17 protein-coding genes are annotated in these 22187 nt (G+C 74.3%); 6 read left to right on the top strand and 11 right to left on the bottom strand.

Going from position 1 to position 22187, the window contains the following annotated elements; all coding sequences use genetic code 11:
* Positions 1 to 45 precede the first annotated feature (45 nt).
* The gene (locus ACFO4E_RS28035) at positions 46 to 5475 is read left to right on the top strand and encodes an SDR family NAD(P)-dependent oxidoreductase (protein WP_378579982.1); all 5430 of its coding nucleotides are present in this window, start codon (positions 46 to 48) and stop codon (positions 5473 to 5475) included.
* Positions 5476 to 5608: 133 nt separating this feature from the next.
* On the opposite strand, the gene ACFO4E_RS28030 is transcribed toward ACFO4E_RS28035, so the two are convergent.
* Genes ACFO4E_RS28030 through ACFO4E_RS28015 form a run of 4 tightly spaced genes read right to left on the bottom strand, consistent with a single transcriptional unit; the run spans position 5609 to position 9976 of the window.
* Positions 5609 to 6871 (bottom strand): Gfo/Idh/MocA family protein, encoded by a 1263-nt coding sequence (locus tag ACFO4E_RS28030; RefSeq protein ID WP_378579980.1) that lies wholly within the window; start codon positions 6869 to 6871, stop codon positions 5609 to 5611.
* A gap of 38 nt (positions 6872 to 6909) precedes the next feature.
* Positions 6910 to 7779, bottom strand: a complete 870-nt coding sequence (locus tag ACFO4E_RS28025; protein ID WP_378579977.1) for a carbohydrate ABC transporter permease — start codon at positions 7777 to 7779, stop codon at positions 6910 to 6912.
* Positions 7776 to 8720: a carbohydrate ABC transporter permease gene (locus tag ACFO4E_RS28020; protein WP_378579975.1), complete on the bottom strand. Its 945-nt coding sequence runs from the start codon at positions 8718 to 8720 to the stop codon at positions 7776 to 7778. Before ACFO4E_RS28020 ends, ACFO4E_RS28025 begins: the two co-directional genes overlap by 4 nt.
* Positions 8717 to 9976 (bottom strand): ABC transporter substrate-binding protein, encoded by a 1260-nt coding sequence (locus ACFO4E_RS28015; RefSeq protein WP_378579973.1) that lies wholly within the window; start codon positions 9974 to 9976, stop codon positions 8717 to 8719. Before ACFO4E_RS28015 ends, ACFO4E_RS28020 begins: the two co-directional genes overlap by 4 nt.
* Positions 9977 to 10097: 121 nt before the next feature.
* Here ACFO4E_RS28015 and ACFO4E_RS28010 point away from each other — a divergent pair, with 121 nt between their 5' ends.
* The gene (locus tag ACFO4E_RS28010; RefSeq protein WP_378579971.1) at positions 10098 to 11330 is read left to right on the top strand and encodes an ROK family transcriptional regulator; all 1233 of its coding nucleotides are present in this window, start codon (positions 10098 to 10100) and stop codon (positions 11328 to 11330) included.
* A 31-nt stretch (positions 11331 to 11361) separates the two neighbouring features.
* Here the strand turns inward: ACFO4E_RS28010 and ACFO4E_RS28005 are convergent, their stop codons facing one another.
* A complete protein-coding gene (locus ACFO4E_RS28005) occupies positions 11362 to 12138 on the bottom strand; it encodes a sporulation protein (RefSeq protein WP_378579969.1) in 777 nt (258 codons plus the stop codon).
* Positions 12139 to 12323: 185 nt separating this feature from the next.
* On the opposite strand from ACFO4E_RS28005, the gene ACFO4E_RS28000 reads away from it, so the two are divergent.
* From ACFO4E_RS28000 to ACFO4E_RS27990, 3 genes are all read left to right on the top strand, one after another.
* Positions 12324 to 12920: a winged helix-turn-helix domain-containing protein gene (locus ACFO4E_RS28000; protein ID WP_378579967.1), complete on the top strand. Its 597-nt coding sequence runs from the start codon at positions 12324 to 12326 to the stop codon at positions 12918 to 12920.
* Between the two features lies 1 nt (position 12921).
* Entirely contained in the window at positions 12922 to 13674 is a 753-nt protein-coding gene (locus tag ACFO4E_RS27995; protein ID WP_378579965.1) for an SRPBCC family protein, read from the top strand.
* Positions 13675 to 14026: 352 nt separating this feature from the next.
* The gene (locus ACFO4E_RS27990; RefSeq protein ID WP_378579963.1) at positions 14027 to 15100 is read left to right on the top strand and encodes a methyltransferase; all 1074 of its coding nucleotides are present in this window, start codon (positions 14027 to 14029) and stop codon (positions 15098 to 15100) included.
* Positions 15101 to 15132: 32 nt separating this feature from the next.
* On the opposite strand, the gene dacB is transcribed toward ACFO4E_RS27990, so the two are convergent.
* Positions 15133 to 16491 (bottom strand): D-alanyl-D-alanine carboxypeptidase/D-alanyl-D-alanine endopeptidase, encoded by a 1359-nt coding sequence (dacB, locus tag ACFO4E_RS27985; protein ID WP_378579961.1) that lies wholly within the window; start codon positions 16489 to 16491, stop codon positions 15133 to 15135.
* Between the two features lie 511 nt (positions 16492 to 17002).
* Here dacB and ACFO4E_RS27980 point away from each other — a divergent pair.
* On the top strand, positions 17003 to 18241 hold the full coding sequence (locus tag ACFO4E_RS27980) for a phospholipase D-like domain-containing protein (protein ID WP_378579959.1): 1239 nt from the start codon (positions 17003 to 17005) through the stop codon (positions 18239 to 18241).
* Between the two features lie 65 nt (positions 18242 to 18306).
* Here the strand turns inward: ACFO4E_RS27980 and ACFO4E_RS27975 are convergent, their stop codons facing one another.
* Genes ACFO4E_RS27975 through ACFO4E_RS27955 form a run of 5 tightly spaced genes read right to left on the bottom strand, consistent with a single transcriptional unit; the run spans position 18307 to position 22018 of the window.
* A complete protein-coding gene (locus tag ACFO4E_RS27975; RefSeq protein WP_378579957.1) occupies positions 18307 to 19959 on the bottom strand; it encodes a polyamine aminopropyltransferase in 1653 nt (550 codons plus the stop codon).
* Entirely contained in the window at positions 19959 to 20378 is a 420-nt protein-coding gene (locus ACFO4E_RS27970; protein ID WP_378579955.1) for a DUF350 domain-containing protein, read from the bottom strand. Before ACFO4E_RS27970 ends, ACFO4E_RS27975 begins: the two co-directional genes overlap by 1 nt.
* Before the next feature lie 59 nt (positions 20379 to 20437).
* Positions 20438 to 20854: a hypothetical protein gene (locus tag ACFO4E_RS27965; RefSeq protein ID WP_378579953.1), complete on the bottom strand. Its 417-nt coding sequence runs from the start codon at positions 20852 to 20854 to the stop codon at positions 20438 to 20440.
* Positions 20844 to 21407 (bottom strand): DUF2617 family protein, encoded by a 564-nt coding sequence (locus ACFO4E_RS27960; RefSeq protein ID WP_378579951.1) that lies wholly within the window; start codon positions 21405 to 21407, stop codon positions 20844 to 20846. Before ACFO4E_RS27960 ends, ACFO4E_RS27965 begins: the two co-directional genes overlap by 11 nt.
* A gap of 5 nt (positions 21408 to 21412) precedes the next feature.
* Positions 21413 to 22018: a DUF4178 domain-containing protein gene (locus ACFO4E_RS27955; protein WP_378579949.1), complete on the bottom strand. Its 606-nt coding sequence runs from the start codon at positions 22016 to 22018 to the stop codon at positions 21413 to 21415.
* Positions 22019 to 22187 lie beyond the last annotated feature (169 nt).

Here is a 22187-nt window from a genome sequence, read left to right as displayed (position 1 = left end):
GGGCCGGTGTTCGTGTTTCCGGGGCAGGGGGCGCAGTGGGCGGGGATGGCGTCGGGGCTGTTGGAGGCGTCGCCGGTCTTTCGTGAGGGGATCGAGGCGTGTGCGGAGGCGTTGGCTCCGCATACCGGTTGGTCGCTGGTGGGGGTGCTGGGGGGTGGGCGGGGTGTGCCGGGGTTGGATCGGGTGGATGTGGTGCAGCCGGTGTTGTTCGCGGTGATGGTGGCGTTGGCGGGGGTGTGGCGGGCGTGTGGTGTGCGTCCGGTGGCGGTGGTGGGGCATTCGCAGGGGGAGGTCGCCGCGGCGTGTGTCGCGGGGGTGTTGTCGTTGGAGGACGCGGCGCGGTTGATCGCGGTGCGCAGCCGACTGATCGCCGAGCTGGCCGGCACGGGTGCCATGACCGCGGTGTCCCTGTCCGAAGAGGACGCCGACCGGTTCCTGGAGAGGTGGGCCGGGCGGGTGGGGATCGCGGCCGTCAACGGCCCGGCCTCCGTTGTGGTCTCGGGTGAGCGCGGTGCGCTCGCCGAGGTGGAAGCGGCGTGCGCCGCCCGCGGGGTTCTCGCCCGCCGGGTGCCCGTCACCTTCGCCGCTCACTCTCCGCGCGTCGACGCGCTGCGCGCCCCAATGCTGGAGGAGCTGGCCGGGCTGCGGCCCGGGCGCGGGGAGATCGCCTTTCACTCCTCGGTCACGGGCGAGCGCGAGGACGGCACCGCCCTGGACGCCGGGTACTGGTTCGACAACCTGCGGCGCCCCGTCCTCTTCGCCGCGGCCGTGCGCGCGCTCCGCGAGCGCGGATACGCGGCGTTCATCGAGGTCGGACCGCATCCGGTGGTCGAGGCCGGGATGCGCCGGACCCTCGCGGAGCTGGACGCGCCGGCGGCGGTCCTGCCGACCCTCCGCCGGGACGAGGGCGGCCCGGACCGGTTCCTGACCGCTCTCGCCGAGGCGCACGTCGCCGGGGTGGACGTCGACTGGGCGGCCGTCCACGGCGGATCCGCCGTCGGTGTCGACCTGCCCACCTACGCCTTCGAGCACCGGAACTACTGGCTCGACCCGTCGCCCGCGGGAGGCGCCGCGCCGCGCGCCGGGGTCGGCGGGACCGACCATCCGCTCCTCGGCGCCGCGGTGCCCTTGGCCGACACCGGGGGGTTCCTCTTCACGGGGCTGGTGTCACTGCGCACCCACCCCTGGCTGGCCGACCACGCGGTGCTGGGCACCCCGCTGCTGCCGGGCACCGCCTTCGTGGAGCTGGCCCTGCTCGCGGCGGAGCGCACGGCGTGCCCGCACATCGCGGAACTCACTCTGCACGCCCCACTGGAGCTGCCCGAACGCGGCGGAGCCCAGCTCCAGGTCGCCGTGGGCCCACCGGGCGAGAACGGGGACCGGGCGCTCCACATCCACTCCCGCCCGCATCGGGTGTCCGACGACGCGGGCGCGGACGACGTGCCGTGGACCCACCACGCCACCGGCGTGCTCACCCCCGCCGCCGCCCTGTCCGAGCCCGAGCCGGACGGCGCGGACCGGCCGTCGCCCGGAGCCCAGGAGATCGCGGTCGACGACCTCTATCCGATGCTGGCGGAGCGCGGTTACGACTACGGCCCGGCCTTCCGCGGCCTGCGCGCGGCCTGGCGCGACGGCCCCGCGGTCATCGCCGACGTCGCCCTCCCCGACTCGGCCTCGCCACTGGCCGGCGCCGCGGCCTTCGCCCTCCACCCCGCTCTCCTCGACGCCGCCCAGCACGCCGCGGCCCTGCTCCGCCCCGACCCGCGCGCGAGCGGGAACGAACCCGCGCCCGCCGCCACCGCCGGCGGCGCAGAGGCGGAGGCGACGGGACAGCGGTCGGCCGACAGCGCTGCGGAGAGCCGCCCCGCGCTGCGGGGCGGGGCGGACGGCCACCCCCCTGCCGCGCCGGATGGCGGCGGCCGTCACGCGATGCCGGCGGAGTCGGCAGAAGCCGGGACCCGTGCCCCGGCCCGGGGCCCGGCTTCTGCCCCAGGCCGGCTTCCGGCCCAGGTCCTGGCCCCGGCTCCGGTGCCGGTCCAAGGCGCCGGTGTCGAGGTGCCGTTCTCCTGGAGCGGGGTGACGCTCTACGCCACGGGTGCGACGCGCCTGCGGGTCCGGGTGGCGCGGCTGGCGGACGGCGGGGTGGCGTTGAGCGCCACCGATCCCGCCGGGATGCCCGTGGTGACCGTCGAATCCCTGGTGATGCGGCCGGCGGGACTCACCTTCCGGTCCGCGCCGCCGCGCGATGACCTGTTCGCCGTGGAGTGGCCGCCGCTCCGGTGGCAGCCGGCGACCGCGGGCAAGCCGCCCGTGTGGGCGGTCCTCGGCGACGCCTCCCCGGAAATGGCGGTGGCGCTGAGCGAGCACGGGGCCATTCGCTACCCGGACTCGACGACGCTGGGTGCGGCGATCGCCTCCGGGGCGTTCGCGCCCGATGCCGTCATCGCCCTGTTCCTGCCGGAGGATCCGGCCCCGGCGGGAACAGGCGCCGACGGGACGCCCGCTGACGGTGCGTCGGCCAACCCCGCCGATGACGCGCACGAGGCGGCCAGGCGGATGCTCGGCCTCCTGCAATCGTGGCTGGCCGACGAAGTGGTGGTCCCGTTGGTGGTGCTGACCAGCGGCGCCGTGGCCGCCGAGTCCCGCGAGGGCGTCCGCGACCTCGCGCACGCGACGGTGTGGGGCATGGCCCGTTCGGCGCAGGCCGAATACCCGGACAGGATCGTCCTGCTCGACGCCGACGATCCGGTGGTGGCCCTGCCGCTCATCGACGCGGCCCTGGCCACCGGCGAACCCCAACTCGCCGTCCGCGAGGGCCGCCTGCACACCCCCCGCCTGACCCGGGCGACCGCCCCGCCGAGTGGAGAAACCCCAGGCGGGCGGGGCACGCACGCACGCGCCTCCGCGATCGCGGAAGCAGCGGAACGCGACCTCTCCATCGCAGAGGGAGAACCGGGACGGGGAACGGCCGTCCCCGCTGGCGGCACATCCCACGCGACCGCGTCGCGCCCCACCGGCATCGCGGCCATAGGAGATGACAGCGCGCCCCGTGCCTCCGCTGAAGCGGGGCCGGAGCCTCTGGGAGCCGGTCCGGGACACCCGGCCGCCGGGCCGGGCCGCGACGACGGCCCTGCCGGCGCGGGAAGGGACCACGCGGGTGAGGATGCTGGTGCTTCCGCAGGTGGTTCGGGATCCGGGAACGCCGGAGCGGTGGGTCTCGGGGAGGGGACCGTCATCGTCACCGGGGCCTTCGGGATGGTGGGGGGTGTGGTCGTGCGGCACCTCGTGGAAGGGCGGGGGGTTCGGCGGCTGTTGCTGCTCGGGCGGCACGGGATGGCCTCGGCCGGGGCCGCGGAGCTGGTGGCGGAGGTGACGGCCCTCGGGGCACGGGTGGATGTCGCCGCGTGCGATGCCGCCGATCGCGGGGCGCTGTGGCGCGTCCTCGACGAGGTCTCCGCCGACCGTCCGATCAGCGCCGTCGTGCACGCCGCCGGGGTCGTCGACGACGGGGTGCTGGCCTCGCTTACCCCCGAGCGCCTGGACCGCGTCCTGCGGCCGAAGGTCGATGCGGCCCTCCACCTGCACGAGTACACGCAGGACCGCGATCTCGCGGCGTTCGTCCTGTTCTCCTCGGCCGGCGGTGTGTTCGGCACGCCCGGTCAGGCGAACTACGCGGCCGCCAACGCCTTCCTCGACGCGCTCGCCCACCACCGCCGCGCCCGCGGCCTGCCGGCGACGTGTGTCGCGTGGGGGCTCTGGGAGCGGCGCAGCGCCCTGACCGCCGGCCTGGACGACACCGACCTCGCCCGATACTCCCGCATGGGGATCGCCGGGCCCATCCGCACCGGCCAGGGACGCGAGCTGTTCGACACCGCCGTCGCGGGTCGCGAGCCCCACGTGCTCGCCGTCCCGTTGGACCTCGCCGGGGTGCGGGCCCGCTCGGTCCGCACAGGAGGGGTGCCCCCGCTGTTCCGCGGGCTGGTGCGCGCAACGCGCCGCCGCGCGGCGGCCGGCCCCGTGGGCGTCCTCTCGGGTCCCACCGGCGCCGTCTCCGACCCCGTTGACTCCCTCCCGGGTTCTGCGGGCGCCCACTCCGGACTGGGGGGTGTCCCGTCCGGAGCCGCGGTTGCCCTCTCCGGCGGGGTCGGTTCCGCTCCCGGCGCTGGAGGTGTTCTCGCCGGTGCCGTCGGGCTGCGGCGCCGGCTGTCCGGGCTCCCCGCCGACCGGCAGCGGGCGGCGCTCACCGACCTGGTGCGCGAGCAGGCGGCCGCCGTCCTGGGCCACACGGCGGTCGAGGCGGTCCCGGCCGAGCGCGGTTTCCTGGAGCTCGGGTTCGACTCGCTCACAGCGATCGAGCTGCGCAACCGGCTCGCCGCCGCGACCGGCCTCCGGCTGCCCGCCGGACTCGTCTTCACCCGGCCGACGCCCGCGGCCGTCGCCGCCCATATCGGCCCGCTGCTGGCCGTTCCCGATGGCCGTCCGGTCCCCGCCACGTCCGTTTCCGCCCGGGGCTCCGCTGCTCCCGGTGCCGTCTCCGCCGGCTCTGACTCCGTCTCCGCCCCCGTCCCGGACTCCTCCGGCTCCGCCCCTGCCTCCGCCGCGGAGTCCCCGGCCCCCGCCGTCTCGACGCCCGGCTCCGCGGATACGGCGGAGGACCCCTTCGCCGGGATCGTGCCGCTGTTCCGGCAGGCGTGTGCGGAGGGCCGGATCGGTGACGGTATCGCTGTTGTGGAGGCCGCCGCGCGGCTGCGTCCCCGGTTCACCTCGGCCGAGGGCTACCGCGACGGTCCGGGGGAGGGGGTGCGGCTGGCACAGGGCGACCACCACCCCGCGCTGGTCTGCTTCCCGTCCCTGGTGATGATCTCGGGCCTGCACGAATACGCCCGGTTCGCCGCCGCCGTGCGCGGCGAGCGCGACGTCATCGTGTTCCCGCAGCCCGGGTTCGCCGCCGCCGAGCCGCTGCCCGCCTCGGTGGACGCCGTGGTCGACGTGCAGACCGAAGCCGTCCTGCGCGCCACCGGAGGTCGACCGTTCACCGTAGTGGGGCGTTCGTCGGGCGGCTGGGTCGCGGCGGCGGTCGCCGCCCGGCTGGAGCGGCACGGGGTGTTCCCCCGCGCGCTCGCCCTGCTCGACACCCCCTATCCCACCGACGATGTCACCCTGCCGGTCATCGAGACGGGGGTGGTGGAGCGCGAGGAGCAGATCGGGGTCATGGACGGCGCCCGGCTGACCGCCATGGGCGCCTACACCCGGCTGTTCGCCGAGTGGCGGCCCGAGCGGATCGCCGCACCGACGGTCGTCCTGCGCCCCGAGCGACCGGTCACCGACCGGTCCGGGGCGGTGCTCGACCCGTTCGGGTGGGCGCCGCCGCACACGGTGGTCCGTGTCCCCGGCGACCATTTCACGATGCTGGAGGAGCACGTCGGGTCGGCGTCCGCCGTTCTGCACACCTGGCTGGCCGAGCGCGGCCGGTGAGCCGGGTCGTCCGTCCCGGTCCGGCTCGCGGACGGGTCCGGGGCGGCCGACCCGACCAGGCCGGCCGGTGGGCCGGACCGTCCGTCCCGGTCCGGCCCACCGGTGCTCGGGCGGGCGTGCCCGCCCCCTGGCGTCAGCCCGTGTGCTCGGCCAGGGCCACCACCCGGCCCTCAAGGCGGGCCTGCTCGGCGGCGAAGACCAGGACGTGCGAGCGCAGGGCGTCCTCGCCGCTGGTGGCGACCATGGAGGGGTCGCCGGCCGCCACCGCCGGGAGGAACGACGCCAGGAGCCCGCTGTCGCCGCCGCCGTGCCCGGAGTCGATGAGTCCGTTGTTGGCGGTGGCGACGTCGATCTCCTCGGTGGAGTCGGAGAGGAAGTCGTAGACGGTGATCCGGTCGCCGTCGCAGTACACCTCGCCGAGCGTGCCGAACAGCGAGGTCTGGCGGGGGCGGCCGCGGTTGAACGCGGCCATGGTGAAGGTCGCGGTCGCCCCTCCGTCGAACTCCAGCGCGACGACCTGGTGGTCCACGACGTCGTTGTCGCAGGAGTAGACGCAGCGGCCGTAGGGCCCGACGCGCAGCGCCTCGGTGACCGATTCGGCGGTGGGCTCGGGGGTGAGCACGTCCAGGGGCCAGCCGGTGCGGCCCTCCGCGACGAAGCGCCCGTAGATGCGCGGAGCGGAGTAGGCGCACCCGGGTTCGATCGCGCAGCTGAGGCAGCGTTCCCCCGCCCCGGCCGGGGCCTGGTCGCGGCGGAAGTGCTTCAGACTGCCGAACGACGACACCGACACCGCGTCGCGGCCCACGACGTGCCGCAGCCAGTCCAGGTCGTGGCAGGACTTGGCGAGCAGCATGGGCGCCGCCCGGTCCGTGCTGCGCCAGTTGCCCCGCACGTAGGAGTGCGCCTGGTGCCAGAACCCGACCGGTTCCACGTGGTCGACGCTGACGATGGACCCGATCCGCCCGGAGTCGACGATGTCCTTCAGCACCCGCGTGTAGGGCGCGTAGCGCAGCACGTGGCAGACCCCCAGCAGCACGTCGTTGCGGCGCGCGGCGGCGACGATCGCCTCGCAGTCGGCGCGGGTCTGCGCGAGCGGCTTCTCCACCAGCAGGTGGTAGCCGCGGTCGGCCAGGGCCAGCGCGGGTTCCAGGTGCGCGTCGTCCAGGGTGCACACGAGGGCGGCGTCGGCCAGGCGCGGCTGGGCGGCGGCCTCGCGCCAGTCGGCGAACCGGGCCTCCTCCGGGACGCCGTGGGCGTCGGCGAGCGGTTCGCGGTACCGCGCCCGCGGTTCGGCGACGGCCACCACCCGCGCCACGTCGGGGTGGCGCCGGATCCACTCGGCATAGGAGCCCCCGCGCGATCCCGCGCCTACGATCATGACCCGCACCGGTGCCATCGTTCCCGCCTTTCCCTGGGCTGCGGGAGGTTCCGGCCTCACCGGAAGCTCCCCGCGGACAGTCCTTTGACGATGCGCCGCTGGAAGAGCAGGATGAGGACCACCAAGGGGAGGGTCACCACCACCCCGGCGGCCATCTGCGATCCGAACGGCTGCTGGAATTCGGTGTCGCCGGCGAACTTCGCCAGCGCCACGGTCACGGGGTTGGACGCCAGCGTGATGGACACGACGCTGGAGATCAGGTACTCGTTCCAGGCGGCGAAGAACACCAGCAGCGCCGTGGTGGCCACGCCCGGGGTGGCCAGCGGCAGGATCACGCGGCCGAACGCGCCCAGCGGCCCGCACCCGTCGACCCGCGCGGCCTCCTCCAGCTCCCAGGGCATCTCGCGGAAGAACGTGGTGAGGATGAAGATCGCCAGCGGCAGGGCGAAGCTGATGTTGGGCACGACCATGGCCTGGTACTGGTCGATCCACCCCCAGTCGCTGAACAGCCCGTACAGCGGGGTGACGATGGCGACCCCGGGGAACATGGAGCAGGCCAGCACCAGCGCGAGCACGAGGTTGCGGCCGCGGAAGCGCAGCCGGGCCAGCGCGTACCCGGAGAGCACGGCGATCACCATGGCCAGAACGGTCGTGGCGGTGGCGATGACCAGGCTGTTGCGCACGGCGTAGCCGAAATCGTTGACCCCGCCGAACACCCCCCGGTAGTTGGCCAGGGTGGGGGAATCGGGCCACAGCGTGTTCGTGGTGATCTCGGCCGGGCCCTTCAGGCTGGAGACGAACATCCAGTAGAACGGCGCCAGGCAGTAGAGGACGAGCAGGACGGTGGCGCCGCCGATCAGCCACGACTCCCAGGTGGCCGGCCGGCGGGCCGTGCGGCGGCGGCCCGCCGCGGTGGGGGTGCTCATCGCGTGGCCTCTCCCTTGAATCCGGCGAAGACGTTCGCCCCGATGGTGCGGATGAGCAGGAACGCGCACAGGAAGACGAACAGGAAGGTGATGGTCGACAGCGCGCCGCCGTACCCCTGCTTGAGCTCGCGGGTGGCCGCCTGCACGACCAGCATCGACAGGGTCTCGGTGTTGTTGGCGCCGCCGGTGAGGATCTGCGGCAGGTCGTACATGCGCAGCGCGTCCAGGGTGCGGAAGAGCACGGCGACCACGATCGCCGGGCGGGCCAGCGGCAGGGTGATCGACGTGAAGCGCCGCCACGCCGAGGCGCCGTCGATGGCCGCGGCCTCGTAGAGGTGGGGCGGGATGGTCTGCAGCCCGGCGAGGATGAGCAGCGCCACGAACGGCGCGGTCTTCCACACCTCGGCGATGATGATCGACCACTTCGCCGGCCACTCGGAGCCGCCCCAGACGACCTCGGTGCCCGCCAGCGCGTTGACGATGCCCTCGGGCTGGAGCATCCACCCCCAGATGACGGCGCTGACGGCGGTGGGCAGCGCCCAGGGCAGCAGCACCGCGGCGCGCACGATGCCCCGGCCCCGGAACGCGCGGTGCATGACCAGCGCCATGCCCAGCCCGATCAGGGTCTCCACCACCACGCTGACGACGGTGAACAGGACGGTGTTGCCCAGCGCGGCCCAGAAGCCCTCGCTGCCGTAGCCGATCAGCGCGTCGGCGTAGTTCGCCAGGCCGACGAACGACGGTTCGGCGCCGATCGGGTCGTCGAAGAGCGACCGGTACACCGCGGACAGCACCGGGTAGCACACGACCAGCGCGAGGGCGATGAGGGTGGGGGCGAGCAGCCAGGCGGCCAGCCGCCGTTCCGCCGCGCGCTCGCCGGTGGTGGCGCGGCGCCGGGCGGGGGGCCGCCGCGCGGCGGGCGCGGTGCCGGTGGCCGTCATGAGGTCTCCACCACCCGTTCGAGCTCGGCCTGGAGGTCGGCGAGCGCTTCGTCGACCGTCTTGTCGCCGGTGAGCGCCGCGTGCACGTGGCGCTGGACGGCGTTGGTGACGTCGGTGTAGCGGGGCGAGACCGGGCGCGGCTGCACGTTGTCGAGGGCCTCGCGCTGGGGGACGAGGTGGGGGGAGGCGTCCATCAGCTCCGGATCCTCGTAGTTGGCGGTCCAGGAGGTGGGGGTGTTGGTGGTGGCCATCCATTCGTGCTGAACGTCCCGGCTCTGGACGTACTCCACGAACCGCAGCGCCTCGGGCTTGTGTCCGCTGTAGACCGAGACCGCGAGGTTGTTGCCGCCCAGCGTCCCGGTGCCGGGCCCGTCGAGTCCGGGCAGCGGCACGGCGTCGAACCGTCCCTGGACGCGGGATTCGGGGCCGGGTTCCTGCATGGCCGGCCAGGCGTAGGCCCAGTTGCGCATGAACAGCAGGTCCCCCCGCTGGAACGCGAGGCGCGCCTCGTCCTCCAGGTAGGTCAGCGCAGCGGGCGGGATGTAGCCTTCGTCGAGGCCGTCGACGAGGAAGGCCAGCCCGGCGCGGGCTTCGGGGGAGTCGACCACGACATCGCCGTCCTCGTCGAAGATGCGGCCTCCTGCCGAGGCGATGGCCTCGGTGGCGTTGACCGTCAGCCCTTCGTAGCGGCTGAGCTGGCCCGCGTAGCAGTCCATGCCATTGTCCTCGGCGATCGCGCAGGCGTCGATCAGCTCCTGCCACGTGGTGGGCGGCTCGTCGAGCAGGTCGCTGCGGTAGTAGAGCATTCCGGTGCCGGTGGAGAAGGGGGCGGCGTAGAGCGTGCCCTCGTAGGTCCCGGTCTCGGCGGCGGCGGGCAGGATGCCGGGGCCGGCGAAGCGGTCGCGGTCGAGCGGCTCCAGCCAGCCGCGGGCGGCGAATTCGGCGGTCCAGACGGCGTCGGTGTAGAGGACGTCGTAGCGCCCGGAGCGGGCCTGGAGGTCCTGGACCAGCGCGGCGCGCTGGGAGTCGGCGTCGGCGGCGAGGTGGACCACCCGGACGCGGGCGTCGGGGTTGGCTTCGTTGTAGCGCTCGATGATGCCGGCCATGTCGGCTCCGGCGCCGCGCGTGACCGCGAAGGTCACCACGGCGTCGGTGTCCTCATCGGGCAGGCTGCCCGCGCAGCCGGCCGCCGTGAGGGCGGCCGCCAGTGCGAGTGCGCCCGCCCGTAACCGTGGCCCCGGGCCCGTCGTGGCCATGCCGCCTCCGTTCGGGTCTTTTTCGAAATTCGATTTATAAATCGAATAGGATGCGGTGAGGAGATGTCAACACCCCTCTCACCGCGGATCGCGGTGCGAGCTGCCCAAGGGGATGGCCACGATGACCAAGCCGGTCGCCGGCTCGATGACCGGGGTGCGCAAGTTCAACACCGCGACCGTGCTCAGCGCGCTGCGCGCGGCGGACCGGCCCCTGCGGGTGCTGGACCTGATGGAGGTCACGGGCCTGTCCCGGCCCACCGTCGAGACACTGGCCGAGTCGCTGAGCGAACAGGGGTGGGCCGCCGGGGCCGAAGGAGTGCCGCTGACCGGCCGCCCGTCACCCGGCCGCCCCGCGCGCACCTACGCCTTCAACGCCCGGGCCGGCTGGGTCCTGGGCATCGACATCGGCGCGCACAAGGTCTCGGCCTGCCGGGCGGACCTGCGCGGACGCCAACTGGCGTCGGCCCGCCGCAGCGTCTCCCCGGACACCCCCGCCGATCAGCGCCTGGAGGAGGCGCGCACCGCCGTGGGCGATGTGCTCCGCGGTGCCGCATCGGCGCCGGTGCTCGCCGCGTGCCTGGCCACCCCCGGTGTGGTCGACCCCCGGCGCGGACGCGTCCTGCTGGCGCCCGCGCTGCCCGGGTGGGACGCCGTGGACTTCGGCGCGTGGGCGCGCGACTTCCTGGACTGCCCGCTGGACATCGACAACGACGCGAACCTCGCCGCGGTCGCCGAGCAGGCGGTCGGCGTGGCGCGCGACCGCTCCGATGTCGTCTTCGTGCTGCTCGGCGAGCGGCTGGGAACGGGGATCACCACCGGGGGGCGGCTGCTGCGCGGCCGCGACGGCGCGGCCGGCGAGATCGGCTACGTCCGGTACGGGGGGCCTGAGCCGCCCCCGGCCGGATACGGGCCGCTGGAATCGCACGTCAACGCGCACGCGATCGTCCGCATGGCCGAAGAGGAGCTCGCGCGGCCGGGCGGCTCCGCCGACTCGCCGCTGCGCCGCGCCTTCGCAGCGGGGGAGGAGGACGCGCGCCTGCCGGCTTTGGCCGACGGCGCCCGCGCCGGCGACCCCGCGGCGCTGCGGGTGCTGGACCGGCTGTGCGGCCGGCTGGCCGAGGTGGTCGCCCCCCTGCTGCTGGCGCTCAACCCCGAGCTGCTGGTCCTCGGCGGCGGGGTGTCCAGCATGGGCGACGTCCTGCGCGCCCCGCTGGCCGAGGCGCTGGCCGGCAGCGTGCTGTTCCCGCCCGAGCTGGAGCTGTCCGCCCTGGGCGACCGCGCCGTGGTCACGGGCGCCGTGCACGCCGCCCTCACCCGCTTCGAGGAGACCACGATGGCCGACATCCTCGCCTGACGGCGGAGCGCGCCCGCGGCGCCGGTTTCGGTCAGGCGCGGCGGGCGGGCAGGCCGGCCAGCCAGCCGGTGACCAGCGCGGGCCAGTCGGGTGCCGCCTCGCCGTGGGCGGCGGTGAACACCGTGGAGGTCTTCACGGCGTCGACCATGACCCCGTCGAAGGTCTCGGCGCGCAGGATGACGTCGGTGGCGTCGGCATCGGACGCGAACGTGAGGTCCAGCTTGTCCAGCGGCGAGCGCGAACCGCTCGGCGGATAGAACTTGATCTCCTGGAACAGGGGCGAGCGCTGGCGGTCGGTGCCGGCGCCGGTGTGGGCGTCGGCGATCCGGCCGTGCTTGACGACGGCGCTGTAGAAGTCGAAGCCCATCTCCGCCAGCGCGTCCAGGACGGCCGCCTGCGCCGGCAGCGGGGCGATGGCGATCGGGTCGAAGTCCCCGGGGTCGACGGCCGCGGCGATGTGCAGCTGGGTGTTGACGCCGACGTCCATGCCCTTGAGCGGCTGCCCGCGGTGGACGGTGACCGGCATGTCCCACGGCACGTCCATGGTGAACTCGCGGGTGACCGAGCCGCCCCCGGCCACCGGGAACGCGGTGCCGGCCTCGACGCGCCGGAACTCCACGTCGCTGTAGTCCTGGAGCCGGACGACCAGGCCGGCGGTGAGCCGGTCGATGTGCTGGTCCACCTCGCCGCCGTCGATGTCGATCCGGCCGTGGATGGTCCCGCCGGGCGGTACGGACTCGTCGCGCAGGACGGTCTCCACCGTCGCGCCGCCCCAGCCCAGGCGCGTCAGCAGCCGCTTGATCCCCACGGTCCTCCCCCTCCGGCGCGGCCGCGGGGTGCGGGGCCGGCCCGCATCCGCGCGCTCGCGATGCCGCGCGAACATACCACGCCGCAGGCCGTTCGCCCTTGTCGGCGCGCCCGTGCGCCCCCCGAAGCCACCGACGATTTCTGTTTTCTTGACAAAAAAATCGTTCGGTGGGATCGTCTCGCCCCATGGACGATGTCACGGTGATCGAGGACCCCGCCGCGGCCGAGGCATCCCTCGACCCGGTGCGCGCGCGGCTGCTGGCCGAACTCGCCGAGCCCGCGTCGGCCGCCATGCTGGCGGCCCGCGTCGGGCTGCCCCGGCAGAAGGTGAATTACCACCTCAGAGCGCTGGAGAGGCATGGACTGGTCGCCCTTGTGGAAGAACGGCGGAAGGGCAACGTCACCGAGCGGCTGCTCCAGGCGTCGGCGGTCTCCTATGTGATCTCGCCCCTCGCGCTCGCCGCGGTCCAGCCCGACCCGGCGCGCGCACCCGACCGGCTGTCGGCACGCTGGCTGCTGGCCGTGGCGGCGCGGCTCGTCCGCGACGTCGGCGCGCTGATCACCGGCGCGGAGCGGGCACGGCAGCGCGTCGCGACCTTCGCCATCGACGGCGAGGTCCGCTTCGCCACCGCCGCCGACCGCTCCGCGTTCGCCACGGAGCTGGCCGCCGCCGTGACCGCGCTGGTCGCCAAATACCACGACGAAGCCGCCGAGAAGGGGCGCGACCACCGGGTGGTCGTCGCCGTCCATCCCTCGGCCGGCGAAACCACGAAGGAGTCTTGACATGGGCCGTGAATTCGAACTGCGCAAAGACGTGGAGCTGGACGCCACCCCCGAACAGGTCTGGGCGGCGATCGCCACCGGCCCCGGGATCGAGTCGTGGTTCATGGGGCCCTACGAGATCGAGCCCCGCGAGGGCGGCGCGATGCGGATGACCGTCCACGGCGACGTCGACGAGAGCACGATCACCGCCTGGGAGCCGCCGACCCGGCTGTGCGTGCGCGGCACCGAAGCCGAGGACGGTACCTTCCACGCCTTCGAGTACATCGTCGAGGGCCGCGAGGGCGGCAGCACCGTCCTGCGGTTCGTGCACAGCGGCTTCATCGGCGGCGACTGGGGGGACGAATACGTCGCCCAGACCGGCCATGGATGGGACATGTACCTGCACACGCTGGGTGAATACCTGGCGCACTTCACGGGGCGCGCCGGCACCTTCGTCTACGCCGAAGGGCCGCGCACCGCGGACGGCTCGCGCGCCTGGCCCCGCGTCGCCGAGGCCCTGGGCGTCCCGGAATCCGTGCCGCGGGGAGAGCGGGTCCTGCTCGCCCCCGAGGGCCTGCCGCCGATCAAGGGCATCGCCGACTACACCGTGCCGGGCCACCCGGACTTCCTGGGGGTGCGCACCGACAGCGCCCTCTACCGCTTCCACGGCCACGGCGACACGGTGGTGGTCGGCCACCACCTCTTCGCCGACGGCGTCGACCGCGCCGCCGAGGACGACGCGTGGAAGGGCTGGCTCGCCCGGGTGCTCGGCTGATCCGGACGCCGGCCCGGCCGATCCGCCCGCCGCTCGGCGGACCGGCCGGGCCGCGCGGCGCGGTGGGCGCGCCGCCGACCGGGGATCGCCGGACCGGTCGCCGCGGGAACGGGTCCCCGCGCGACGGACGCCCACGCGCTCCGGGCCCGGACCGCCACCGGCTTCCGCGGTACGGGCCGAACGGAACGCCGGCGCTCCCCGGCCGGTCGCCCCTCCTCTCCCGCTCATGCCACCCGCCGCACCCTGCACATTCGGGGACGCCCGGAACCCGGGCTCCCGCCCCGAGAGGCGTGGCAGCACGGCGACGGTCAGGTCTACCCTCAGTGATGTCGTCATCGCGGAAGGGCATGCCATGGCCGATGATGCGGAACGGGAAGCGTTATCCGAGCAGCTGGAGCGGCTGCGGTCGATGCTGGACCTCCTCACCCCGTGGGCGATGGCCGCGGCGCTCGGACTGCGCCTGCCGCAGGCGATCGCCGACGGCGCCGAGTGCGCCGACGACCTCGCCCGCGCCGTGGGCGCCGATGCGGGCGGCATCACGCGGCTCCTGCGCTACCTCGCGCTGCGCGGCCTGGTGACCGAGCCCGAACCGCGCCGGTTCCGGCTCACCCGGCTGGGCGAACTCCTGCGCGAGGACCACCCCGCCGACGCCGTCCGGCACCTGCGGCCCGACAGCGCCCAGTGGCGGATCAACCTGGCGTGGGCCGGGCTCCCCGAGGCGGTCCGCACGGGCCGGGCCGGGTACCGGATCGTCCACGGCCGGACCTTCTGGGCGGACATCGAGGCCGACCCCGGGTTCGCGGAATCGTTCTCCTCGCTGGTGTCGATGTGGTCGGACGGCTGGATCCCCGCACTGGCCGCGGCCTGGCCCTGGCACGACGCCCGGCACGTCGTCGACCTCGGGGGCGGCGCCGGCGACGTGCTCATCAGCCTCCTGGGCACCCACCCGCACCTGCGCGGCACCCTGCTCGACCTGCCCGAAGCCGTGGGGCTCGCCCGCCCGGCCCTCGCGGCGGCGGGCCTGTCCGGCCGCTGCGCGGCGGTCGAGGGCAGCTTCTTCGACCCGCTGCCCGAGGGCGGCGACGTCTACCTGCTCGCCCACTGCCTGCACAACTGGCCCGACGACGCCTGCGCCGCCATCCTGCGCCGCTGCGCCGAGGCGGTGGGGGACACGGCGCGGCTGCTGCTCGCCGAGCTGTTCGCGCCCGAGGACGGCGGAGGCGGGGACGCCTTCGGCGTCTCCAACGACCTCACCATGTTCAACGTGTTCGGCTCGGGGGAGCGGACGGAGAGCCGGCACCGCGAGCTGCTGGCCGGGGCGGGCCTGGAGGTCCGCTCCATCACCCCGTTCGCCGGCCGCCACCTCATCGAGTGCGCCGCACCCGGCGGCCCCCCGGCCAGGTCAGCGGCGCCGCCCGGCCGCTGAGCGCCCCCCGGCCGCCGGGTACGCCGCGGTGGTCAGGACGCCGCGCAGCCGCATTCGGCGATCGCGGCGGCGAAGGTGTCCAGTGTCCGGCCCTCGGCGGCCGGGTCGTTGGCGATGAAGGTGAAGAAGAGCAGGTTGCCCTCCTTGTCCCGCACGGTCCCGGCCAGGGCGGACACGCCGTCCAGGGTCCCCGTCTTGGCGCGCACCGTCCCGGCGCCGGCCCCGGCCCCGCTCGCGGGGGAGTAGCGGTCGTCGAGGTGCCCGGTGAAGTGGCCCGTGGGCAGCCCGCTGAGCGTGAACGACAGCCCGGGGCGCTCGGGGTCGGCGGCCAGGGTCAACAGGTCCACCAGCGCCTTCGGGGAGATGCGGTTGTCGACGGACAGTCCGCTGCCGTCCGCGGCGTGCGCACCGGTGACGCCGAGCCGCTCCACGACGCCGGCGACAGACGCGGAGGCGCCCGCGAAGGACGGCTCCGCCCCTTCGGCGATCGCGACCTGGCGGACCAGCGCCTCGGCGATCAGGTTCTCGCTCTCCAGCATCATCTTCTCGACCAGCGCCGAGACCGGCGCCGAGTCCACGGCGGCGATGCGCTCGCCCGCGCCCTCGGCCGGCACCGGATCGCCGTCGACCGTGATCCCCGCCTCCGCGAGCCGCCGCGCGAAGGCGGCGGCGGCCGTGGCGGGCGGGTCGGCCACGCGGGGGCCGTAGTTCTGCGTCCGGTCCACCCGGCCGCCGTCGAGCATGAGCGCGTGCACCTCGGCGACGCTGCCCTCGGTGATATAGCCCGGCTTCCACCCCGGACCGGTGGCGGGGCCGGTGTACAGGCCGTTGTCATAGCCCAGGCGGACCGCTTCCACGCCGTCGGCGGCCAGCGCCGACGCGGTGCGCTCCGCCAGGTCCTCCAGCGTCGCCAGGCGCGGATAGCCCCCGGGGATCGGGACCTCGGTGAGCGTGGGGTCGCCCGCGCCCACGAGCACGATCTCGCCGGGCCCCGCGCCGTGGACGACCTCCGTGCTGATGCGCGCGTCGGGGCCCAGGGTGTCCAGCGCCGCGACCGCGGTCAGCACCTTCGTGGTCGACGCCGGGACAGAGGCGGTCTCGGCGTCGAGGTCGTAGAGCGCCCGGCCCGTGGCGGCGTCGGTGACGTAGCCGGAGACGCCCGCGAGCCCCGAGGCGGCGATGGCGGCGTCGACCCGTTCCGCGAGCACAGCGGGGGCGATCCCGGACTCCTGCGGCTCGGGCGCTCGCACCGTCGCCGTGGGGACCGCGGGGCCGGGCACGACCGTGCGCGGGCGCGCGGAGACCAGGTCGAGCACCACCACCCCGGCGACCAGAACGAACACGTTGAGCAGGGCCAACGCGAGATATGCCCGGGCCCGCACCTGCCGCATGCGGCACCTGCCGTTTCGTTCTCGGGGCGGAGCCGCGGCCGGGGAACGCACCGGGGCCGGGGCGTCCGCGCCCTCGGGGCCGTCGACCGCACAGGCGGCCGGCCCGGCCGGCGCTCGCCCGCCGCGCGTCCCGGTCCCGGGCGCACCGGCTCCCCCCGGCACCCCGGACCGTGGGGCGCGGCCGCTCCATGGATGTGGAGGTCCACGGTAGAGGAATCCGCGGTCCTGCTCCAAACTCCGCCCGCGCCCCGGCACCGCGGGGGTGTGCGGAGTCCGCTATAGGGGGATGATCACCAGACGCGGCCGAGGGGCGGACCGGAGCCCCGCCGCACCGCCGGCGCCGGGTGGAACGCGGCCGATCGGGGTAGGCGGGCCGGTCGGGACGGCCGCGGCCGCCCAGGCAGCACCGGGCCGCGCCCGACCGCGCGCGGCCGTGTGCGCGGGCCGCGGGCCCGCGATGGAGACGGATGCGCATCGCCGCCGCCGGAGACGGCTGGACTGGAGACGACGAATGCCCCGACGAAGCACCGTGTGGACCGCTGTCAAGCGCGCCGCACTCGGCCTGGCCGCCGCCGAGGCCGTCGTTGTCGCGGGGCTCGTCGCGTTCGACCTCTGGCGCAAGCTGGTCCGCCCCCCGCGCGCCGACTTCCCGCGGACCGCGCCCAAGGACCTCCAGGTCGGCGGGACGGCGGTGACGGTCTACTCCTACGGCGAGGACGTCTACACCGACATGCTCGACGCCATGCGCGGCGCCCGCCGGCGGATCATGTTCGAGTCGTTCATCGTCAAGGACGACCGCATGGGGCGGGCGTTCAAGACGGCGCTGATCGAGGCCGCGGAACGGGGCGTCGAGGTCTACGTCATCTACGACGGCTTCGCCAACCTCGTCGTCCCCCGCTCGTTCTTCCGGTTCCCGCCCTCGGTGCACGTCATCCGCTACCCCGCGTTCCGGCCGGGGCTGCTGCTGCTCAACGTCCGCAAGTCCGGCCGCGACCACCGCAAGATCCTCGCCGTGGACAGCGAGGTGGCGTTCATCGGCGGCTACAACGTGGGCGACGCCTACGCCACCACCTGGCGCGACACCCACGTCCGCCTGGCCGGGCCGTCGGTGTGGGAGCTGGAGAACGCGTTCCGCGACTTCTGGAACGCCAACCGCCGCGCCGCCCTGCCGGAGCTCGACGACGTCGGCTCCGGCGACTGGGACCCCCGGATCCGCGCCCACCGCAACGTGCCCGAGCTGCTCGTCTTCCCGATCCGCGCGATGTACCTGGAAGCGATCGACCGGGCACGGGACCGCATCTACATCACCCAGGCCTACTTCATCCCCGACCGCGAGATCCTGCGCGCCCTGATCGCCGCCGCGCGCCGCGGGGTGGACGTGCGCATCCTGGTGCCGGCGAACTCCAACCACGTGGTGGCCGACTGGCTGTCGCGGGGCTTCTACGCGGCGCTGCTGCGCGGCGGGGTGGGCCTGTGGCTGTTCCAGGACGCGATGGTGCACGCCAAGATCGCCACCATCGACGGCCAGTGGTCGACGATCGGCACCGCCAACGTCGACCGGCTCAGCCTCACCGGCAACTACGAGATCAACGTGGAGATCTTCGACGGCGGAGTGGCCGCGCACCTGGAGGACGTGTTCGGCAACGACAGCACCAACGCGCGCCGCCTCACCTCGGACGAGTGGAGCGCTCGGCCGCTGGTCGCCAAGCTCGGCGAGCTGATCCTCACGCCGCTGCGCCCGTTCCTGTGACCCCCGAACGGGGATCGCCGCCCATGGGGAGGCGGCGTGGCGGTCGCGCGCCGGAACGGACCGGGTCAGTATCCGCGCCAGGCCTGCTGGTGGTAGGTGATCACCCGCGGGTGCAGCAGGGTGGAGGGCTGCGGGTCCACCGGCCGCCGGTCCTTGGGGAACACCTGGGCGGCGCGCAGCATGGCGGCGTCCAGGAAGCGCGTGCGGGGGAGGTCCTCGGGCAGTTCCACGGGCGGGGCGCCCTCGGCCGCCGCCAAGTGGAACCCCCAGTTGCCGAAGCTCGGCACGTCGACGTTGTAGGAGGAGGCCGGCAGCCCCGCTTCGGCCATGCTGCGCTCGATGCTCCAGTACGCCTCGCCCGCGAAGTACGGCGAGCCCGCCTGGACCACCATCCGCCCGTCATCGGCCAGCGCGCGCCCCGCCAGCGTGTAGAACTCCACCGAGTACAGCTTCGCGGTGGCGACGTCGCTGGGGTCGGGCATGTCGGCGATGATCACGTCGAAGCGCTCGCGGTTGTCCCGCAGCCAGTTGAACGCGTCGGCGGCGACCACCTCCACGCGGTCGTCGTCCAGGGCCCCGTGGTTGAGGCCGGTGATCGCGGGCTCGGTGCGCGCCAGGGCGACCACCGCGGGGTCCAGGTCGACCAGGGTGACACGGTCGACGTCGCCGTAGCCCAGGATCTCGCGCACGGCCAGCCCGTCGCCGCCGCCCAGGACCAGCACGTCGCCGCGCGGGCCGTTCATCGCGGGGTGCACCAGTGACTCGTGGTAGCGGTACTCGTCGAGCGAGGAGAACTGGAGGTCCCCGTTGAGGAACAGCCGGGTGTCGACCCCGTCGAGGCTGCGCGTGAGCACGATCTCCTGGTAGTCCGACCGCTGGGCGAACACCACCGGGTCGCGGTAGAGCGCCTGGCGCGCGTCGATCTCGAACCGCCCCGACAGGGCGAAGGCCGCCCCGAGCACGATCAGCACCAGTGCCAGGCCCGCCGCCAGCAGGATCCGGCTCCCGCGGCCCAGCGAGGCCCGGAACAGCCACAGCACGACCGCCATCCCCAGCACCGCGTTGAGGGCGCCCACGGCCAGCACGCCCTGGGGCAGCCCGAGCAGGGGCAGCAGCAGGAACGGGAACGCCAGCCCCCCGATGAGGCCGCCCACGTAGTCGGCGGCGAACAGGTCGGCGACCGCCTCGGTGGCGTCCTGCCGGCGGATGCGCTGGATCAGCGTCATCAGCAGCGGGATCTCCGCGCCGATGAGGGCCCCGATGATGAAGGCCACGATCACCAGCGCGGGCTGGTACAGCGAGAACCAGGCGAACGCCGCGTAGAGCAGCAGCACCGACAGGCCGCCGACCAGCGACAGCGCCCCTTCGATCAGCGCGAAGTTGACCGCCGGCCGGCGGGCGAGGGGCTTGGCCGCCAGTGAGCCGATGCCCATGGCGAACACCATCACCGACAGCACAACGGACGCCTGCGTGATCGTGTTGCCGAGCAGGTAGGCGCCGAGCGCGACGAGGGCCAGCTCGTAGACCAGCCCGCAGGCGGCGCAGCCGAACACGGCGAGCAGCACGATGGACCGCGCGGCGCGCGGCCGGACGGGCAGGTGCAGCGGACCGTCCTGGGGGTCCGGCGCCGAACCCTCCCCGTGGGGCGGGGGCGGGGTATCGGCCGCGGCGGCCGCCGCGCCGGGGGAGGACGAGGACGGCGCGTCGGCGCCGGGCATCAGGAGATCGCCGCGGCGACGACCAGCGCCACGGAGACGTGCGCGGCCGCGTTGACCCAGGCGGCGGGGTGGAGTTCGGCCTCGGCGACGATCGAGCCCAGCTTGCCCGGGGTCAGCGCGTCGAGCATCAGGAAGGCGGCGGCCATGAGGACCAGCCCGATCATGCCGTAGCCGGCGGTGCTGAGCAGCCCGTTGACCAGGCCGCTCTCGCTGGCCATGATCGCCGAGAACACCACCATCGCGGTGCCCAGCGTGTTCGCGGCGACGATCAGCGTGGCGTTCTTGTTGCGGCCCGTCCAGATCAGCTCGTGCAGCTTGCCGGGCGTGAGCACGTCGACGATCACGTAGCCGACGGCCATGAGCAGCGTGCCGACCACGCCGTAGGCCAGGCAGGAGCCGAGTTCGGCGAGCAGGTTCATCAGGTCCTCATCGTGTGAAGGGGGTCAGGGATCAGGGGAGATCGGGCGTGGGCCGGGGGTCACTTGCCCCAGCCGGGGCCGCCGCCGCGGTTGTTGCCGCCGCCGTCAGAGGTGCCGAACGTGCCGGTCGTGTTGCGGTCGCCGCCGGTGGTGCCGGTGCCGCTGTTGCCGGTGCCGGTGTTGTTGCGGTTGTCGGAGCCGCCGCCGGTCGTGAAGAACCAGCCGCCCGAGCCGGTGCGCTGGGTGGTGCAGCCCACGTATTCGTACCGGCCGTTGTCCAGCCGGTAGTCGCCCCGGTCCGGGGTGTAGATGTAGCGGCCGTCGTCCAGGTCGTAGTCGCCGCAGACGCGGGTGGTGGTCCCCCCGCAGGCCGCGAGGAGGGCGGCGAGGGCCACCGTGCAGAGGGCGGTGCCCAGCGCCCGGCCGGGTACGCCGCGCGCCCGGAAGGGCGTTCGGGATGGGGGGTCAGAGGTCATCTCCGGAGGTCTCCGTTTCCGGTGTCGGGGCCGTGCGCGGCCTGCGCGGGTCCAGGGAGGTGGTGGTCGTCACCAGCTCGCCGGTCTGCGGGTAGGCGTGCCAACTGCGCCACAGGAGGGCATGGCCGTCGGCGCGGACGATGAGCCCGGTGATCGCGTCCGGCGAGCCGGGGAATGTGGCGAGCAGCCCGTGCGGGTGGGCGGCCACCGCGCGGGCGGTCTTCTGCGCCTGCGCCGCGAAGGCCGCGGGGGAGAGCAGGCGCACCGTGCTCGCGAAGTCGTAGCGCCGCACGTGGTCGACAACGGGCGCCGCGTGCGCCGGCAGGCCGCCGTCGGAGCCGGGCAGGCAGGCCACGGTCTCGGTGAACCACCCCGGCCCGGTCTCCACCAGGACCTGGTGGGAGGCGCCGAGGATGCGCAGCTCCACCCGCGGCCCGCCGCCAATGGGAGCGACGGCGCGGGCGGCCAGGGGGGTGATGGGCGGGTGGCCGAGCACCCAGCTCAGATCTGCCGCTCGGGTGTCGACGAACGGCTCCGTGATCGTCTGGAGCAACAGGGTCAGCCCCCGGGATAGATGGTGAAGGAACCCGGGGTGAGCGCCGTGCCGACGCTGGGTTCCCACTTTCCGTGGTCGAACCGCTCGAACGACAGCAGTCTGCCGTCGGGGCCCTCGTAGTCGGCGTAGTCCATCCCGCCCTTGGCGCGCAGGCCGGTGGTGCCCTCGGAGCGGTAGGAGGCGGTGCCGCGCTCGGTGAGCCGGTAGCGGACGCCGTCGAGTTCGAGGGTCTTGGAGTGGGGGGTGAGATCGAGTTCGGGGCGGCCGGTCCACAGGGCCATCCGGACGTCGGGGTCCTCTTCGACCGAGAGCCAGCGGCGGCCCTCGTCGACCTCGAGGAAGTGCTCGGCCCACACCGAGCCGCCCTCGGCCAGCCGGAGGCTGCCGCGGACCCAGCTGCGCTCGGCGCCGAATTCGAGCATGTCGCCGGCCTTGAGGGAGGTGGGGTCGCCGCTCGACTCGGTGATGTCGCCGAAGGGGTCGCGCGGGGTGGGATCGGGCTTCGGGGGCGGCGGAGCCGGCTGGGAGCGCGCCCGTCCGACGAGGAAGGCCACCCCCGCCACCGCCACTACAACGACCAGGACCACTACCACTGTTACCGGTGACACCGTGCGTTCCCCGTTGTTCATTGTTCGTGGGCGAGCCCCGCCCCGGTAGCGAGCCTACCGATCCGCGAGGTCACGTAGCTGACGCTTTTGAGACGTTTTCACACCCTCGCGGGGTTCCGCACGTTCTGGCCGTTGTCGAACGCGTGCTGACCGCTTCCGGCCGCCGGCG

The organism is Nocardiopsis mangrovi (assembly GCF_042653925.1).
GTDB classification, from domain to species: Bacteria; Actinomycetota; Actinomycetes; order Streptosporangiales; family Streptosporangiaceae; genus Nocardiopsis_B; species Nocardiopsis_B mangrovi.
Note: the sequence above shows the minus strand (reverse complement) of the source record. Positions and strands in the feature narration are given on the sequence as shown.

Coding starts and splice junctions, on each gene's coding strand:
- ACFO4E_RS27990 (WP_378579963.1), top strand. CDS start 14,027: ATGGCCGATGATGCGGAACGGGAAGCGTTATCCGAGCAGCTGGAGCGG.
- ACFO4E_RS27965 (WP_378579953.1), bottom strand. CDS start 20,854: ATGACCTCTGACCCCCCATCCCGAACGCCCTTCCGGGCGCGCGGCGTA.
- ACFO4E_RS27995 (WP_378579965.1), top strand. CDS start 12,922: ATGGGCCGTGAATTCGAACTGCGCAAAGACGTGGAGCTGGACGCCACC.
- ACFO4E_RS28020 (WP_378579975.1), bottom strand. CDS start 8,720: ATGACGGCCACCGGCACCGCGCCCGCCGCGCGGCGGCCCCCCGCCCGG.
- ACFO4E_RS27980 (WP_378579959.1), top strand. CDS start 17,003: ATGCCCCGACGAAGCACCGTGTGGACCGCTGTCAAGCGCGCCGCACTC.
- ACFO4E_RS27970 (WP_378579955.1), bottom strand. CDS start 20,378: ATGAACCTGCTCGCCGAACTCGGCTCCTGCCTGGCCTACGGCGTGGTC.
- ACFO4E_RS28000 (WP_378579967.1), top strand. CDS start 12,324: ATGGACGATGTCACGGTGATCGAGGACCCCGCCGCGGCCGAGGCATCC.
- ACFO4E_RS28010 (WP_378579971.1), top strand. CDS start 10,098: ATGACCAAGCCGGTCGCCGGCTCGATGACCGGGGTGCGCAAGTTCAAC.
- ACFO4E_RS28015 (WP_378579973.1), bottom strand. CDS start 9,976: ATGGCCACGACGGGCCCGGGGCCACGGTTACGGGCGGGCGCACTCGCA.
- ACFO4E_RS28025 (WP_378579977.1), bottom strand. CDS start 7,779: ATGAGCACCCCCACCGCGGCGGGCCGCCGCCGCACGGCCCGCCGGCCG.
- ACFO4E_RS28030 (WP_378579980.1), bottom strand. CDS start 6,871: ATGGCACCGGTGCGGGTCATGATCGTAGGCGCGGGATCGCGCGGGGGC.
- dacB (WP_378579961.1), bottom strand. CDS start 16,491: ATGCGGCAGGTGCGGGCCCGGGCATATCTCGCGTTGGCCCTGCTCAAC.
- ACFO4E_RS27975 (WP_378579957.1), bottom strand. CDS start 19,959: ATGCCCGGCGCCGACGCGCCGTCCTCGTCCTCCCCCGGCGCGGCGGCC.
- ACFO4E_RS28035 (WP_378579982.1), top strand. CDS start 46: ATGGCGTCGGGGCTGTTGGAGGCGTCGCCGGTCTTTCGTGAGGGGATC.